Below are 15,921 nucleotides of genomic sequence, written 5' to 3'. Positions count from 1 at the left end.
TCGGCCGCGAAGAGATGGCGGCTGCTGAACGGCTCGCAGCTACTGCCCGAAGTGATCGCCGGTGTTCAATTCATCGATGGAATCAAACCCCAAGAAGCCGCCGCCTGACAACTTCCCATCCACAACTTCTTGCAATATCTCTCGGACTAAAGCAGGGATTCTTTCTGGAGAATCACTTGAGCACCAAGGCGCACACTTCTATCGGCACGACCGAGTGCTTTTCGAACGCAATAACAGGCCACTGGGGGTCCGTAATGGTCAGTTGGGCACAGTCGTCGATCTAAATCTGTCTGAGAACATGATGACAGTCCAGATTGACGCGGGTGGACAGGTGGTAATCCCACTCCAGGCGTACCCGCATATCGCGCATGGCTATTCGCTGACTATTCATAAGAGCCAGGGAGTGACCGTGGACAGAACCTTTTGCCTTATCCCAGAGCGGCCCAATCGCGAATTGGCCGTTGTTCTCGCGTCCCGGCATCGGGAAATGTGCAGGCTCTATGTGGATCGATTTACTGCTGGTGACAACTTGGCGGAGGTGAGTAGAGCAATGAGTCGACCGCAGCAGCAGAGTTTGACGCACGATGTTGCCGTGCGCGATCGATCGTATGTCGTCTTACAACCGGAGTTGCAGCGATGAGACTCTCGCGGCAATTGATTGCGGCTACGCTATCCATCGCAGTGGCGCTCTGTATAGCAAGCGGCTCTCTTATATGGCTTATCCTGCTTGCGCTTGGTTGGACACGATGGTGGGCCGCCGCCCCCGCTGTATTGGTTGCGATGAGCGAATGGAATGACGGACGCAAGGAATTCAGTTCCTGGAAGCGACGACGTTCGCATCCGGCACTTGATAGCAACTCGCTCCAAAAGTTCTTTGGGCGCCAGATCGTGAGCTTTTTCATGAGTGTGATCGGAGGATGTCTGGGCTACGCAATTGGTGCGGCCATTCCTTGGACTATATCGACCCCGAAATGGCTGAATGAGTTTGGTGTCTTGATCAACAAAGAGTGGTTTTTCAATTTCTTCGATTCATTCCCACCCGATTGCCCAGGTTGGTGGGGAATCGTTCGTTATGTCGCGGCGTTTTTCGGCAGTGCTATTCTGGACAGCATATCCCAGCGATTATTGAATCGGCGCGATCACGACAGCGTCTTTCGACGCGGACGCAAACTGCTGACGCAAAAACAGGCACAGATCCTGGCGGCCCGCCACACGACCGCTGGCGAACCAACAATCTGCTTTGGTGGAATTCAAATACCCGATGAGGCAGCTAGGACCAACATCTGCATCGTAGGGTCAATCGGCTCCGGAAAGTCGCTTACGCTCGCTTTTATATTGGAGCACGCGTGCAGCACAATTGGTAGCGGCCGTGACCATCGGGCAATCATATTCGACCCGAAACGCGACATGATTCCGCGTCTCCATGGCATGAATATAAGGGCGCGGATTTACAATCTGAATCCGTTTGATACGCGTAGTGTGGCTTGGTGGGTTGCCAAAGACTGCAACTCCGTCACGACGGCGATGCAAATCGCAGCAACCCTCATCCCCGAAGATGAAGGAGCAAATCGCTTTTTTTCGGACGCCGGTCGCGAGATCGTAACCGGTGAAATGCTGTCCCTCATGAAGCGCGCACCAAATGCCTGGACGCTGCGGGATGTGCTAATGGTCTTACGAAATCAGGATCTCCTAAGCCAAATACTTGGAGGCGACGCAGAAACACGAGACCTCTGTCAATATTTTGATGAGCCGCGCACGTATCAGAACATCCGATCGTGCATCGCCAGCAAAGTAAACCGGTTCTCGCCGATTGCTGCCTGCTGGGATCAAGCCAATGAATCCTTAGCTCTGAGCGATTGGATCCTAAGCGAGTCGATTTTGGTGCTCGGCTTTGACCCCAGCATTCAACTCGCGATGCAAGTCGTTAATCGAGCGATCTATCAACGACTATCTGAGTTATTGCTTGCCCAGAACGAATCGACAGAAAGAAGGGTCTGGCACATCGCGGACGAGGCTAAGGTGCTTGGGCGTTTAGCCCTTCCGGAGGTCACCACTTTCGGCCGCGGGGCCGGAAATAGAGTCGTTATCGGATTTCAGGATATAGAAGGCTTACGCAGTGTCTATGGGCGCGAGGCTGCTCACGAGTTGACCGGAGAATGCGCTACCAAGGCATTCTTGCGTTTGGATAGCCCTGAGACAGCGGCCTGGGCGTCTCAGGTGATCGCAGATGCCGAAGTGCTGGAGCGGCGCCGATCGGGGATGAAGCCTGAAAACGTCAGTGGTGGATCAATAACCGAGCAGCTGCAGAAACGAGAAACGGTACTTCCAGGCGAACTGCTCGATATGCCGGCTACGAATCGTCGCAATGGCCTGACTGGCTACTACCTCAGCCCGTTTACTGGAGTTTTTCGTTCTACCATCACTGCCAAAGCGATCGACGACCTGACCAAACCTGATGCCTCCATACCGGGCTTCATGCCACGTCCGCCCGAGCATCAAGTTCTGCGGCCATTCGACGCCGCTGATTACAAGCGATTGGGCCTTCGTGCACCGCGTCAAAGTTTAGGGAATCGATCATGAGCGATCTGATAGCAGACATTCAGAACGGTCGTCGCCGCCTCCAGCCTCGGTTCATGAACCGGCGCGTCATTGAATGGATCGTGCTGCCTACATGCTTGGCGATGATTCTCTGCGCCGAGTTCCATCTGATCGCAAGTCGGAATCGTGGAGCAGTCCCATTTATGGCTTTCTCCGCGATGACGCTTGGATTGGGCGTGACCAAGTGGCGACTGGAAAACGCGCGGTTTTGGTTTCGAATGCACGGCCAGATCTTCGATCATTCCAGAAACCATCTCGACGCTCGGGAGCGTCAGGAATGGTTCGCTCAAGTCCGCCATTGGATGGCGGCTCATGGTCTTGCCGGTCGTGGAGCGAACCGATTTCTATACAGTCGGCATGAGCACGAATCCCTCGCAAGGATGTACGACATTGTTGTTCGTCGCGCCAGTGGCCAAATGCATCGGCGTCCACGTCACGAAAATGCGAACCTGCCCTGCGCTCTGCAAGCTGAGTATCTTGATATCGATCAGCAATTGGAGGCTCTCAGACGACGATCGCACAAGTTGCAATAGTCTGCAAAAAGCTCACAGGAAGTACGATTGAAGTAGGTGTTCGCGTGCTCACAGTAAAAGGTGTCGCAAAACGCGCCGGTGTTTCAGCCGGTTTGGTTTATGACTGGATTTCATCCGGCCGGCTAGCACATTTCCGCCTTGGCAAACAAGGAAGGCGCGGATCGATTCGAATCGACGAAGCCGACCTGGACACTTTTTTACGAACTCTTAAGCGGGGAGGGGAGCAGCGGGGACATGCACCCGCCGCTCGCCGCTTTCCCACGCAAAGATTCAAGCATTTGGACGTCCGTCGACCGACTCGCGGTTCAGCTGGTCCCTAAGGTGATCGTGACGATCACCAATGTGCGAGTAAACCTTGCTAAGCATCGTGGCGTCCGCGTGTCCCATCAGCGCGGCAACCGTGATGTGATCGAGACCGCTTTCCAGTTTCCGAGTTGCAAAACCATGCCGCAGCGCGTACCCACAATATTTCACCCCCAGATGCTTCTTGAGCGTGCTGAATCGGCAGTTCATGCTCGCATAATTCCAGCCACGACCCTTGCTGTTTCGGAACAACAATTCGTTTGGATAGAGCTTCAGCAACCTGCGAATAATGCCCTCAGCCCTTGCCGTCATGTAGATGATGCGGATGCGTTTCTTTCCCTTTGCCTCGGCGGCCGGAAAAAGCACGCGGCGCTGGGCGAGTTGAATGTGCCGAGCTTCGATTGCTTTTACTTCCTGCGGCCGGCAGCCAGTTTCCCAGGCAAATTCCAAGAGATCACGAAACGGATCTCCTTCTCGGTAGTGGTCGCGGATCGATTCCCACTCGTCCGGCGTCACGGCCTGCTCGCGACGAGTCGGTTGCGGTTTCTCGATATGAGGAATCGGCGAAGCGTTGATGTAGCCAACCTTCGTCGCCCAGTTGAAAGGGCGCTGCACCGCTATCAATGCACCTCTCCGGTAGTTGGCCCCCCAGGACGGATACTGGTCGATCCATTCCACGACCTGGTAGGGCTTCAAGTCAGCAACAAGCATCTCGTCTGGCTTCGAAAGGAAATCGGTAAACGATTGCAAGTGATCCCGGTACCAATCGAATGTCCGTGGAGCGCGGTGCTTCTGGCACCAATCGAGGTACTTGTCCAGAACGTCGGCCACAGTCAGACCGGTGGACGGGGATGCCTTCGGGGTGCGTACCGCAGGCGCGAGAGAAAGCAGACGGTGGAATTCGCGATGGGCCTCGCCCTCATCTGGGCCGAGGTTGTACCTCTGGCCGTCGATCGTGACGAACCAAGCCTGTCGATCTTCGCGCCACCACGGTTTCGAAGCACGAGCCATGAATCAACCCTCCAGCAAAGAGCCATGTGGATTCCCACGGCGTGCCTTCGGGTATGCCAGCTCCCGTCCCGGTTGCAGCCGGGCGGGAGCTTTGATTCATTCTGTACCGCAATTCTGTACCCAGGGGCTTTTCGGTCAAGTGCCGAATCGCAAAAACCTCGAATACGCCCGGCTGGAATCGAACCAGCAACCTGCGGATTAGAAGTCGCGCGCGTGATTGGCGTGCTTTTGTGCGAAACAGCCCTTGTTTTCAGGGGTTTTCTACAGTGCGTGACGCACTCGCAAGCGTGACGTAACTCTCTACGTTTTAGCCGCGTTTAGCACGCTTTTCAATGGATTTCCTGTCGCGACAGGAAATGAGTTTGAGCTTGCGCGAAGTGACATTGTCTCCGCCAGCAGTGCGACAATTCCTAGAGTTGCGAGGACGTACGTATTCGGCTCGGGAACGACGGTTACCTAGGCATGATACGAACCGGCGTTGTCGTCATAGGCACCGGGAGGTCCACTGAATCCAGGAGCATCAGCGACAGCAATAAATAGCCGGGTTGCCCCAGTCGGTGCGACGAAGTTCTGTTCCGATCCTGTGCCCGTACCGGTTAGACCGTCGCCGATGAAGAAGACCTGTCCCAGACCGGGATGCAATGTCGAAAAGGACGTTCCAATCGTGGAGAAGTTGAGCGTGGTCGGAGCAATGGATGACGCGGGATTGCTCGCATCGAGAAATATGCCGAGAAGTGCTCCACCTGGCCCCTGATAGTCGCTGATGCCAGCTAAATTGCCAATGGTTACAGCGAAACCTCCATCAGGACTAAAGACTGGGGGTGATTGAGTGACCTCATCATTGTAATTCACGGTGCCGCTAGCCAAGAATTCAAAGACGTTCCCCGGCATAGCCGAGATGGCAGTTGGGAAAGATTCTGCCTGGGTGCCAGGAGGTGAGTTTCGCAGCAATGGATATCCCGATGGGGGTATCCCGGCTGGTGCGATCGTGACGTCAGTACGTCCGGCAAGGAAGATTGCGTCGGTCGCAGCTACGGTAATTGATGCAGCATGCGTGTTTGCAGACCACATAAAGACCACACTGAAGGCCGTGACTACGATAGCGGCATGAACACGCAATGTGGACATTGGCTGCTCCTTGTTGATCGTCCGATGGTTGTGGAGATAGACGGTCAAAGGGTACGTACCGCGAGCCGGTAACGAAAGTCGGCATTGCTGCTGTCAGCAGCAAGGGTGTCGGCAGCAATGGGCACCCGATATAGGTGACTTGGCTGACGCGGATGATATAGATGAGGAGCTGCCGGCGAGTGCGAACCCCGATGCGTCTCACGATACGGTCAAAGTAGGTGCGGACCGTAGCCGGGCGCGGCTGCAAGGTACTGCTTCTCCTTGTGGCCGCGTCGGCTCAGCGACGGGCGTACCTCCAGTTTACGCGATAGCTTGTGAATTTCGCAGTCTAATTTCGATCTGCCCGGGTACGGTACTGACGGCCGGCTCTCGGCTAGCGGCCTCGGCCGCCCGATCGGCCATGCTCGCGTTCATCCCTTCGGCGGAGTTCTTTCCAGAGCTGAAGGAAGACTTGCGAAGCCGCGGCGGCGGCGGTGACGCCGAGGGTGACGAGCGCCATTTTCTGGAAGGCTTTGCAGTCGATGCCGTCCGCCTTGCCCGCCATGTGCTGGGCTTCTCTGGCAATCGATAGCGGACTGGCACCGAAGGGGCTGTTCATGCGTTACGTCGTGGTCAATGTTGGCATTGCACTTAAGGCCATCATTGACGCAGAACGGCCGCAGGCGCAAGCAGAGAAATGTGACAGTTCAATGACAACGCGGGAAAAGATGCGGCCCGGCGATTAGTCGGCCCATCGCGTTGATTGGAACATTGTTCTGTTAGTCGACCAACTAAACAGCGTTCAGCTCTTGCATGGCGCCCTTAATCGACTAATGCGATAGCCTTCCTCTACTTCGGTTTCGCCGAGTCATTCCGGCAATCGCAACTACACCCATGATGGAAAGAACAGCCGTGGATGGCTCAGGCACACCGGTGAAAGTCAGTTCTAGCGTCGTGCCGCGGTCGACTAAGCCGTAGGTAAACAATCCAGGGCTGACAACATACAGGCTGTTCGGGTCGGCCGCGTACGGGCTCAAATACGGCGCAATCGACACTCCATACTCTGAGAGCAATTCTGCCGCGCCCGCGGAAGTCACCAGCGTTTGGAGAGAGAGAGACCCGTCGAGCGAAATGCCTTGTTGTCCGACGATCATGTCGAACGTCTGGCCGGCGACCGGCAGGAAGTGAAACAGGTCGGGCTCAAGGACGACTTGCAGCGTGCCGCTTAGGCTGATGTGCTGGTCGACTTGCAGCAGGCTGTAGGTCGTTCCCTGGTCATGGCCGGCAACGAACAATCGCAATACACCTGTCGACGTTTGCGAGTAGTTGCCGGTAACTTCCAGCTTGCCGTCCCAACTGACGGTGCCGCTGTTGCCGACGTTCGGGGTAGTCACCGTATAGTTGCCCGGGCTGCCACCACCGCTCCCTCCGCCCCCTACGGTTCCATCTCCGCCGAACCCGCCGCTGCCAATCACCAGGCTTGTACCGGGGTTAACCGTAATCGGGTCGGGGCTGGTGATGACGACGGGCTGGCCCGGTGAAGGCGGTGCCGGAGGACTGATGTTGACGACGCCGCCGTGGGTATTGCTGATGAGACCTGTTTGCGTGATCGGAACGATGACCAGCCCTTCATTCAAGATGCTGCCCTCGACCAGGCCGTTGCTGACGAACACCGCGCCCTGCTCGACGGTTAACGTCCCAGCGCCGTTATTCAGATTCAGCGTTTCATTCGACCCGAGCGTGTAGCCGCTGCCAGTGGTGATATCGAGGCTTTGATAACTGTACGTATTCGGCGGACCGGACGATCCTGGATCGGTCTTGGTGCCGGTGAAGTAGGCAGGGTCATCGGGCCCGGCAAGGTTCGCAGGAACTTCTACATCGGAAGCGACGGTAATGCCAAGTGCGAAGCCAGCTCCCTGTGCAAATATTGCGTTCACCTGTCCGACATTGCCTGACGCGCTGACGTTCCAGACACCGGTGACACCGCTTGTATAACCATACGGCACAAGTAGGCTGCTTCCTGTCGCAACGATGCCTTCCGGGTATGAGTTTCCGGTTAGGTAATCATTAATGTGAGCGCCCGAGGCTGAATATTCTCCGATGCGCCCGCCATTGAAATCGGACACGAAGATATTCCCCCCCGACACGGCGACCTGCGTAGGACGATTGATCCCAGAGATCAGAGACGCGTTTACAACCGCACCGGACGTCGTATAGACCCCGACAGAACCGGCGCCCGAGTTCGCGACATAAATGTCACCACCTGACGTAGCCAAATCCCACGGCCCGTTTAACCCCGTGATCAAGGAAGCATTGATCGCGGAACCCGAAAGCGAATACTCGCCGATTACGCCGCTGCCCGCGTTGGCAACATACAGATTCCCGCCTGACACAACCATACCCACGGGGTAGTTGAGGCCGGAGATGAGGGAGGCGTTAATGAGTGCCCCGGAAGTTGTGTATTCACTAATTGTGCCCGTTGGGCCGTTGGCGATAAATATCTTTCCGTCATATTCGGTGATCCCGTAACAGACGTCTTGGATGCCCGATATCACTGACGAGTTGATGGTGACGCCGTCCGACGAGTATTCTCGAATAGTCGTGAAGCCATTCGTGTCGTTGGTGCCACTATACGTCGACGCGAAAACCGCATCGGCACGGGCATCGGCGGATAGGAATGGAATCATCGCCACAGCAGCGATGATCGCCAGGAACGGCGCATGAGGAGTTGGCTTCATCTGGGTTCGCCCTATTTTCAGGTAGGTCACGCTGAGCATTAGCATCTACGACTGGCGGGAGTTAGCACCGCCAAGTGCCATTGCGGCCGTTGTTGAACGATGGCGCAGGGTCAGAGCCAACCGGCTCGTCGGACCCTACTCCCTATCTGCCCGAGGTCTCGTGGATCGGACAGGAAATTGGCTAAAAATCCAGAAAAGATGCGCGAATCGGCTTGGGGCCCGGATTTCCCGCTGCCAATCTCGGTGCCTGTGGCATGGGATGCCGATCAGCGACGTATCGGACATGAGTTTTCGGAAGTTTTTTTTGGCGACAAACCGCTCCGGTTGAAGTCGCCGCCGGCGCCGGTCATGCTATTGGGTGGCGGGTTGCGCCAGCAGCGATTATGCGATACGACGCGTTGCCTTCTTGGCATTGAATTCTTGACCGTTCCGCTATTCAGGGGTTGTGCAGCTATGGCAATCGGAACGGAGAATTCCACCGGAACTTCGGAGCCGGACCGCTGGACTGCCGAAGCCCGGTCTGGATCGATGGCGGCACTCGACAAGCTCCTTGTACTGGTTGCCGAGCGTTTGCGCGAGGAGCTTGACGGCCGTAGAGTTCGCGGTCTGAGTCCATCGCGCAGCGGGTCCGATTTGATTCAGGACACTCTACTTGTGATCCGAAAGAAGTTCCCTTATTTCAAAGGCGAGACTTTCGGAGAGTTCAAACGCTGGGCACGCGGGATTTTGCATTGGCAACGTATGACCTGCATGCGAAGTCACCGGCGGCGGACAAGCGACGCCAAGAAACGGCGGATTTGGCAGGCCGTCGCGCTCAGAAGGAATCTGTCCAATGATGATCGATCAAAACAAGAGGGCGGCGATTCAATCGAGCAACGTGACGAATGGGACCGAGCATTCGCAGCGCTCCGGCGTCTGAAGCCGCACGAGCAATATATCCTCAAGCTGCGATATATCGACAGCTTGCCCTTCGCCGCGATCGCGTCGTTAGTCAATAGCAGCGATGATACGGTGTCGCGATCCTGCCGGAGAGCGCTTAATCGCCTTCGCAGGAGACTTGAACGATGAATAACGGCGACTCGACGGCTAATGAACCCAGCAAGGCTCCGGTCGGTAATGGCGCAACCGGTCTCAAGGGCTCACGCGCGCTGCTTCTATGGCTGTCGCAGCTTGTACGCGTCGCAGAGGGGAGCGCCACTCCGGTAGGCGCGGCCGTCTTAGCCCGGATGCCGACAAAGCTCGGCTCTTTCCGTCTGCAAGGTCTGCTCGGTATGGGGACGTTCGGCGTCGTTTTCCGTGCCGAGGATACGGTCTTGGGACGCCAAGTCGCGCTAAAGGTGGCATGGCCCTACGTCATGTATGACCCGGTCGCCAGTAAGCGATTCGTCAAGGAGCCCGAAGCGGCTGCGGCGCTTAATCATTCAGGAATCGTCAAAGTCTATAAATCCGGCTGGGTCGGCTCGGTATGCTACATCGCGCTGGAGCTTATCGACGGTCCGGCGATGAATGAATGGATGAAGACCCAATCGCACGTGCCGGCTCGACTTGCCGCTGACATCATGCGCGAGGTCGCCGAGGCGATTCAATTCATTCATGCAAATGATTTGATTCATCGCGACATCAAGCCCAGCAATATTCTCTTAAAGCCTAATGCGGAGGCCGGAGAATTCGGATACGCGCCGGTCATAACTGATTTGGGTTTAGCACGGCGGGTACGTGCTTCGGCCGTCATCGCCGAGTCCGCGACCCAGGCCATTGTCGGGACAGACTACTACATGTCGCCCGAGCAGGCGCTGGGACAAAAGGCCAACGAACGGTCCGACGTTTTCTCACTAGGGGTCGTGCTTTATGAGCTGGTTTGCGGCCGGCGGCCTTTCGAGGGCGAAAACTCTGAACAAGTGCGCCAGCGAATCATCTACGACGAGCCACCTTCCATTCGTGGTTTTCGTAATCGCGTCCCCAAGGACCTCACCGCGATCATCATGCGTTGCCTGGAAAAATCACCGGACAATCGTTACGCCTCGGCCCAGGCTTTTCGCGACGATCTGGCGAATTTTCTTGCCGGCAAGCTGGTCGAGGCCAGGTTGCCGACGGCGTGTGAGCGGAGCTGGAAGCTTGTTAAGCGGAACCCTTCGGAGTCAGCATTAGTGGCAATTGCAATGGCCAGCATGATTCTTGTCGCCGGGCTGATTGGTGCTTGGGTGAGAGACCGGGGATTTGCTGCTGACCAAATTGAGGCCGCCGCGACGATTGAGCGCCAGCATCAATATGCCGCCAGTATTCAGCACGCCGTTGAAGCACGCACACGTGGTGGCCGTCGCGAAGTTCGCCGGTTACTCGAAGAATGCCGGGCATTGGCCGAGAATCCTGCACGGATGGGTATCGAATGGGAGTATCTTTGGTCTCAAGTGAACGAAGAGGATCGCACATTACCTGGTCACGCCGGTAGGGTGCATAGCGTTCGATTTGCACCTGGTGGCGACACGCTGTTCTCGGCCGGAGAAGATGGGCGCGTGATCGCGTGGGATACTTCTACTTGGACCAAGCAATACGAACTTAATGACAATATGAATGAGGTCAACGTTGCTGAAGTCTCGGCCGATGGCTCAATGTTGGCCGTCGCTGGTGATGAGGGTCGGGTCGTCGTACATCGGGTCGTGGACGGTACGATCATATTTGACGAGCCGGTTGTCGATGGCCAGGTGTTTGCGCTCACGTGGTTGGGTGACCAACTGAAATTCGCCGTGGGTGGCACGAATGCCGTTGTGTCTATCGTTGATCCTATAACTGGCAAGCTCCTCCGGTCGGATCCACTGACGGCGTCAGCTGAAGCCGTCGCACGTGATCCTGGGCATCCGATCGAGATCCAGTCGTTAGCTTATTTGCCCAACGATGAATCGCTGGCAGTAGCCATTAAACCTGGCGGCCTGTCTATTATGGACACCGCCACGCTCAAGGAAATCAATCGATTTGACCACATACCCTTCTCTGCCATTCGAAATATCTGCCATATCCCAGTCGGCCCCGGTTACTTAGCGGTCAATTACTTTTTGGGCTCTATCCAGATTTGGGATCTGCGGGAGCGCGTCAAGGTCGCCGACTTTGCGGTAGAGGACGAACCAAGGTCGCTTCGATATTCACCTCAGACGAAAACGTTGGCCGCGATTCTTCGCAACGGCAATGTGCACGCCTGGGAAATTCAAAATGTGCTAGATGAAGAAAGGCCCGTTGGACGGCGTATCCATGCGCATAGCGGCCGTGGCACATCGGTCGACATTTCCCCGGACGGTCGCTGGCTCATCACCGCCGGCAGTGATCAGGTCATCAGGTTATGGGGAAAGCACGTTATTGGATACCCCTTTGACATCGTCTTGGGGAACCTGCCTCGAAGTATTGAGTTCTCGCCGTGTGGACGTTGGATGGCTGTCGTCGACAGTTCGACGGCGCGCCCGCAACAGATCACCATGTACAATGCGGCTAGCAGCGCTCCCGTGTGGTCGACCGAAGACACTTCCGAAGCCGCTGGGAATTTCGTACCTACCGAGAACCATTCTGTGTCCGTCGCTTTCAATCCGCTTAAACCGACGGTGGTCTGTTTGGAAGGCGATCGCACCGTACGTGAGCGCGATTGTGCCAGCGGGCGGATACTAAACGACTACCGGTCACCCTCCGCTGAAGATCATGGACTCTCGGGATTCACTCCTGATGCGGAGTCCTTGATTATACGCAGCGGTAAGACCGGTCCATTTCTCTTGGATCAGTCTCTGAATGAAGTGGCGAGCGACGAACCATTATCGCATTGGACCCTCGGCAAGTTTCGCACTACACGCGGCGATCTCTGGTTGGATAGTAAGAATGCGGAAAAGACGTTCCTTCGCTTGACGCCTGCGTCGCCGCCTTTCCTAAAGCTGCCGGGTCTCAATGAAAGAGTATTGCCCGCAACAATATCCGCCAATGGTCGCTATCTTGCGGCTGGCAGCGTGGACAGAATCGTGTTCATCTGGGACTTGGACAATGTTGCTTCGTTCGCCAAGTTAATCGGCCATCAAGACCGAATTACCAAAGTCCAATTCTCCAGCGACGGCGAAACGCTACTAAGCCATTCGCAGCTTGACGGGACCGTCCACTTCTGGCATCTGCCAACCCGCTCAGCGCTTCTTTCGATTGGGAGCAAAGATGAGCGGATCGTCTGCATGGGACTCAACCCTGCGGGGAATATGCTTGTATTTGGCGTCGAGTGGAACGGGCACTATGGATTACAGATCCACAGGCTCGGCGCGGATGGAGCCGCTCTGCCGGCCAAATTTGCATCCGCCGCGTCGAGCGAGAATTAGGTCCGCAATCGATCTGGCAGGATTCGCGTCGGCCAATGAGCAGCGACAAGGGCCAACAACATCTGCCGCAGGACGGCGGTGTCCGGCGTCGCGTACACTGGTTGCTGATGGCCCATGCCTGACTCTTTGGAATTTGATCGAGGCCTCCTGGAAGCGACCGACCACCGCAAGCGGATGTGTTCGGTCGTTAGAAGTCGGGGCATGGAATGCTCCAGATACCAAACTCTTTATAATCCGTATAGATATTAAGCAAGTTTGGTACTCGCACGAGCAGAGATTTCTCTGGCAAATCGATTGAACCTGCTGGCTGCTTGGGAAGCGGCCCATACATCGTCAGTTCGTAACCGGCGCGCTTGACGGTCATATCGAAGTAGCCCGCAAAATCAGTTGCGGCCGTGGGAATGGGCGAAAAGACGTACCCGATGCCATGTGAACAGAGATAACGCTGCGCTCCCTGTTGCATTAGAGCGCGGTCATAGCCGGGGTCGTTCATCAGCCCGTCCGCAGGGAACACGCGGAGATTTGAATACCAGGCCAGCACGCCTGGCATGTCGAACGACAGCAAAGCCGCTTTCGGTGGCAATGCCTGCATCACCTCTCGCACTGTTTCGCGCCGGTCATTTGCTCTTTGATTCTGTTGCAGCAAACCAAACTCAACGGATAAGCCTTTGTAGGCGCGGCCATAAGCCATCGCGATGTTCACAAACGCAAGCAAGGCCGCTAGGACGAAAAGGGGGACTTTGCGGCAATTCAAAAGCCGTCCGCAAGCATATTCCGCAAAGAGCGCTACGAGCAGAAACGTTTGCAGGAAATACCAGGGCGCTGCGTGCGTGAACAGAAACAGATACGCCAGATACACCAGGTTAAACAGGCATAATTCTAGTAGAAACGCTTCGTGTACCGCCTCCGGCCCGTGGATGGGGCGCTTCGCCAGTAAGAACACGGCAATGATCGCCGTCAGCGAAAAGAAGACATTAAAGTAAATTCCCTGTCCGGCGAACTGCAAATGGGGAATTGGAAAGCTGCTTTTTATTATCCCGCTGATGGGAACCGCTGAGCCCAAAAAATAAGCATTGAGTGCAACATAAACCAGGATTGGAATCGCTGCCGGTATCAGGAGCACCACGCATTGCCTCAGTGACTGTTGAAAGTCACCTTGCCGATAGAGTCGCAACGCCAGGCCCCCCATCATTAGCGCCGCGGCAAAAGCCAAATCGAGTCGCGCGAGCACCATCAGCCCCGCGATAAGGCCAAAGCGCCGCAGCGACGCATCATCCGATTTGTTCGCCCGCGACAGCAGGCAGTAGTGATACGTCGCACAAGTCAGGAGGAGAAAAGCCAAATGGCTTTCCAGCAAAAACAGTGTCCCCTTGCCGATAAAAATAATGGCAATGATGCCCAGAGAGATGAACGGATCGGGATATCCGAGCAGACGTTGCAATTTAACCAAATAGATAAAGCTCGCCAGCAGCAACGCCATTTGCACCAAAAAGAGCACCCCCAGCAATGCATCGGGAGAAAGATTCAGCGGGCTGAACAGAAACGCAACCAGCACACACGCCACCATCCACAAAGGATGATAGCCGTTTGTGTCGGTAATCAAGTGAAAGCTGCTGCGGCCGTGCGTTACGATATTGCGGGCAACCTGGGGGTAAAAGAATCCATCGTCCGAAGGAAATGCCGCTGGTCTGCCCACAGCGATCAGGGAAGCAATGAGAATGCCGAATACGATGGCAACGTAACCGAATCGCAAAATATGCCTCTCCTGAGTGTGATGGCGGTCTGAGCGTACCACAGAATGATTAACAATTACTTTCGATACGTGAGAACGCGTAGAAGCCACGGGCCGGCGGTGAGCCGGCCCGTGGCGACGATATTTGTGCGGCTGGTTTATCCAGCCGGATCAGTCGGTTCCGGCTCCTCGATAACGTTTTCGTCGTCGTAGTCAAAGCCGGTGTTGCAATCGTCGCAATGGACGACGTTGTATAGGTCGGCGCGGTCGGGGCCGACGGCATCAGCGGGGATCTCAACTTTTGCCTGGCAGGTCGGACAAATGACGTAGTACATGTGAAAGCCTTTCTGGTGTGTGGTTAGGCCAGGTGAGCGGTACGCCGCAACGCGGTGGCGATGTAGGCGTTCATTTCTTCGGGGCTGAACTGGTAGGGATAGAATCCGCCGCTGACAAACCAGCGTTTCAAGACAAGGGCCAGGGCTCTGGCCGTCTCGTGGTCTCCTTCGCGCATGGCGTCGTACATATCGAGATAGGTTTGGTTGGGGTCCATGTGCGGGCGTCCTTAATATGTGGATGAAAGAACCGTCCGCCGGATCACTCCGGCGGACGGCACGTGGCCAGGTCATTCGACGGACTGCGGTTGCAAGCCGTGCAGAAAGTCAGCGGCTTGGCTCGCCAGTGATGCGGCGGAGAACACGGCCCGTTTGTCGTCCTTCAAAACTTTCAGCCATTTGTGGATATAGCTGGCGTGGTCTTCGCGAACTTCCGGCGTGATCGAAAGATCAGCACAAAGGAAGGCGCTCGCGAGTTCGGCAACCAACTCCTCCATCGCATAACCTTCGTCGCCCCATTTCTTGCGGCCGAGGTCGCGATTGAGTCGTGAAGCGTGCTTGGTCCAATGCGTCAATTCATGGCCCAGCGTGGCGGCGTGGCTTTCGGCATCCCTAAACGTCTCGAAGGGCGGCATCCGGACATAGTCGGCCTCGTTCGCGTAGTAAGCACGGTTTCCGCCGTAACGAATGTCTGCCTTAGTGTTGGCAAAGAACCGCTCGGCGTGTTCGATGCGGGCAAGCGGCTTGGTCTCGATCGCCTTGGCAAGCTCATAGAAATAGCTGGGCAGTCCCTCGACCTGGCTCGCGTTGAATACGGTGTATTCCTTGAGGAATGGAATTTCCTGCTCGACTTCCGAGCCATCCTCAGCCGTGTCCTTCTTCTTGAACGTGTTGGCGTAGACGACGGGCGAGCCATGCTCCCCTTTCTTCACGAACGCCCCCAGCTCGCGGGCCTGGTTGAAGGTCAACCAAAACGGGTTGGCGAATCCCTGTTCCTCTGCTGATGCCCACAGCATCAAGATGTTGATTCCCTTGTACGGCGTGCCGTTGTGCCGCAAAGGTCGCGTAATACGTCCGGCCGCGTGTTCGGCGTTCCAGAAGCAAGACTCGTAAGACCCCTGTTAACCGGGGTTGTATCCCTGCGGCGAACTCACCCATAATTGGGATCGCGCCCCTGTTAAAATTGGCGGAATGGATTCGCCGGCGGAACGGCGCATCGCATGGAGGTGTGAT

At 56.0% G+C, this 15,921-nt stretch carries 12 protein-coding genes and 1 pseudogene; 4 read left to right on the top strand and 9 right to left on the bottom strand.

Annotated elements, in window-relative coordinates; all coding sequences use genetic code 11:
* The first annotated feature begins 636 nt into the window (after positions 1 to 636).
* On the top strand, positions 637 to 2,580 hold the full coding sequence (locus VGN12_18985; protein ID HEY4311539.1) for a type IV secretion system DNA-binding domain-containing protein: 1,944 nt from the start codon (positions 637 to 639) through the stop codon (positions 2,578 to 2,580).
* A 53-nt stretch (positions 2,581 to 2,633) separates the two neighbouring features.
* Complete coding sequence (locus VGN12_18980; GenBank protein HEY4311538.1) at positions 2,634 to 3,131, top strand: hypothetical protein; 498 nt, start codon at positions 2,634 to 2,636, stop codon at positions 3,129 to 3,131.
* A 270-nt stretch (positions 3,132 to 3,401) separates the two neighbouring features.
* Here VGN12_18980 and VGN12_18975 read toward each other — a convergent pair whose 3' ends face one another.
* The 4 genes from VGN12_18975 to VGN12_18960 all read right to left on the bottom strand — a co-directional run bounded on the left by VGN12_18975 (position 3,402) and on the right by VGN12_18960 (position 8,290).
* The gene (locus VGN12_18975; GenBank protein ID HEY4311537.1) at positions 3,402 to 4,445 is read right to left on the bottom strand and encodes a tyrosine-type recombinase/integrase; all 1,044 of its coding nucleotides are present in this window, start codon (positions 4,443 to 4,445) and stop codon (positions 3,402 to 3,404) included.
* Positions 4,446 to 4,901: 456 nt separating this feature from the next.
* Positions 4,902 to 5,573, bottom strand: a complete 672-nt coding sequence (locus tag VGN12_18970; GenBank protein ID HEY4311536.1) for a hypothetical protein — start codon at positions 5,571 to 5,573, stop codon at positions 4,902 to 4,904.
* Between the two features lie 373 nt (positions 5,574 to 5,946).
* Positions 5,947 to 6,171 carry a hypothetical protein gene (locus VGN12_18965; GenBank protein ID HEY4311535.1) on the bottom strand — a complete coding sequence of 75 codons (225 nt, stop codon included), beginning with the start codon at positions 6,169 to 6,171 and terminating at the stop codon, positions 5,947 to 5,949.
* A gap of 211 nt (positions 6,172 to 6,382) precedes the next feature.
* A complete protein-coding gene (locus VGN12_18960; protein ID HEY4311534.1) occupies positions 6,383 to 8,290 on the bottom strand; it encodes a hypothetical protein in 1,908 nt (635 codons plus the stop codon).
* Positions 8,291 to 8,389: 99 nt separating this feature from the next.
* On the opposite strand from VGN12_18960, the gene VGN12_18955 reads away from it, so the two are divergent.
* On the top strand, positions 8,390 to 9,358 hold the full coding sequence (locus VGN12_18955; protein ID HEY4311533.1) for a sigma-70 family RNA polymerase sigma factor: 969 nt from the start codon (positions 8,390 to 8,392) through the stop codon (positions 9,356 to 9,358).
* Positions 9,355 to 12,624 (top strand): protein kinase, encoded by a 3,270-nt coding sequence (locus VGN12_18950; protein HEY4311532.1) that lies wholly within the window; start codon positions 9,355 to 9,357, stop codon positions 12,622 to 12,624. The genes VGN12_18955 and VGN12_18950 overlap by 4 nt, the downstream gene beginning before the upstream one ends.
* Positions 12,625 to 12,811: 187 nt before the next feature.
* On the opposite strand, the gene VGN12_18945 is transcribed toward VGN12_18950, so the two are convergent.
* The 5 genes and pseudogenes from VGN12_18945 to VGN12_18925 all read right to left on the bottom strand — a co-directional run bounded on the left by VGN12_18945 (position 12,812) and on the right by VGN12_18925 (position 15,773).
* Positions 12,812 to 14,377: a hypothetical protein gene (locus VGN12_18945; GenBank protein HEY4311531.1), complete on the bottom strand. Its 1,566-nt coding sequence runs from the start codon at positions 14,375 to 14,377 to the stop codon at positions 12,812 to 12,814.
* A 137-nt stretch (positions 14,378 to 14,514) separates the two neighbouring features.
* Positions 14,515 to 14,691, bottom strand: a complete 177-nt coding sequence (locus tag VGN12_18940; GenBank protein ID HEY4311530.1) for an MJ0042-type zinc finger domain-containing protein — start codon at positions 14,689 to 14,691, stop codon at positions 14,515 to 14,517.
* Between the two features lie 23 nt (positions 14,692 to 14,714).
* Positions 14,715 to 14,906 (bottom strand): hypothetical protein, encoded by a 192-nt coding sequence (locus VGN12_18935; GenBank protein HEY4311529.1) that lies wholly within the window; start codon positions 14,904 to 14,906, stop codon positions 14,715 to 14,717.
* Positions 14,907 to 14,978: 72 nt separating this feature from the next.
* Positions 14,979 to 15,419, bottom strand: coding sequence for a zincin-like metallopeptidase domain-containing protein (locus VGN12_18930; GenBank protein ID HEY4311528.1), 441 nt, complete (start codon positions 15,417 to 15,419; stop codon positions 14,979 to 14,981).
* A 90-nt stretch (positions 15,420 to 15,509) separates the two neighbouring features.
* A pseudogene (locus VGN12_18925) lies at positions 15,510 to 15,773 on the bottom strand (ArdC family protein).
* Positions 15,774 to 15,921: the final 148 nt, after the last annotated feature.

Source organism: Pirellulales bacterium (assembly GCA_036499395.1).
Taxonomy (GTDB): Bacteria; Planctomycetota; Planctomycetia; order Pirellulales; family JACPPG01; genus JACPPG01.
The sequence above is the reverse complement of the archived record's forward strand: the minus strand, read 5'-3'. Positions and strand labels throughout refer to the sequence as shown.

Bases quoted from the DNA above. Each gene is read 5' to 3' on its own strand.
- VGN12_18940 (HEY4311530.1), bottom strand. From the start codon at position 14,691: ATGTACTACGTCATTTGTCCGACCTGCCAGGCAAAAGTTGAGATCCCC.
- VGN12_18970 (HEY4311536.1), bottom strand. From the start codon at position 5,573: ATGTCCACATTGCGTGTTCATGCCGCTATCGTAGTCACGGCCTTCAGT.
- VGN12_18935 (HEY4311529.1), bottom strand. From the start codon at position 14,906: ATGGACCCCAACCAAACCTATCTCGATATGTACGACGCCATGCGCGAA.
- VGN12_18985 (HEY4311539.1), top strand. From the start codon at position 637: ATGAGACTCTCGCGGCAATTGATTGCGGCTACGCTATCCATCGCAGTG.
- VGN12_18975 (HEY4311537.1), bottom strand. From the start codon at position 4,445: ATGGCTCGTGCTTCGAAACCGTGGTGGCGCGAAGATCGACAGGCTTGG.
- VGN12_18950 (HEY4311532.1), top strand. From the start codon at position 9,355: ATGAATAACGGCGACTCGACGGCTAATGAACCCAGCAAGGCTCCGGTC.
- VGN12_18960 (HEY4311534.1), bottom strand. From the start codon at position 8,290: ATGAAGCCAACTCCTCATGCGCCGTTCCTGGCGATCATCGCTGCTGTG.
- VGN12_18965 (HEY4311535.1), bottom strand. From the start codon at position 6,171: ATGAACAGCCCCTTCGGTGCCAGTCCGCTATCGATTGCCAGAGAAGCC.
- VGN12_18980 (HEY4311538.1), top strand. From the start codon at position 2,634: ATGAACCGGCGCGTCATTGAATGGATCGTGCTGCCTACATGCTTGGCG.
- VGN12_18955 (HEY4311533.1), top strand. From the start codon at position 8,390: ATGGCGCAGGGTCAGAGCCAACCGGCTCGTCGGACCCTACTCCCTATC.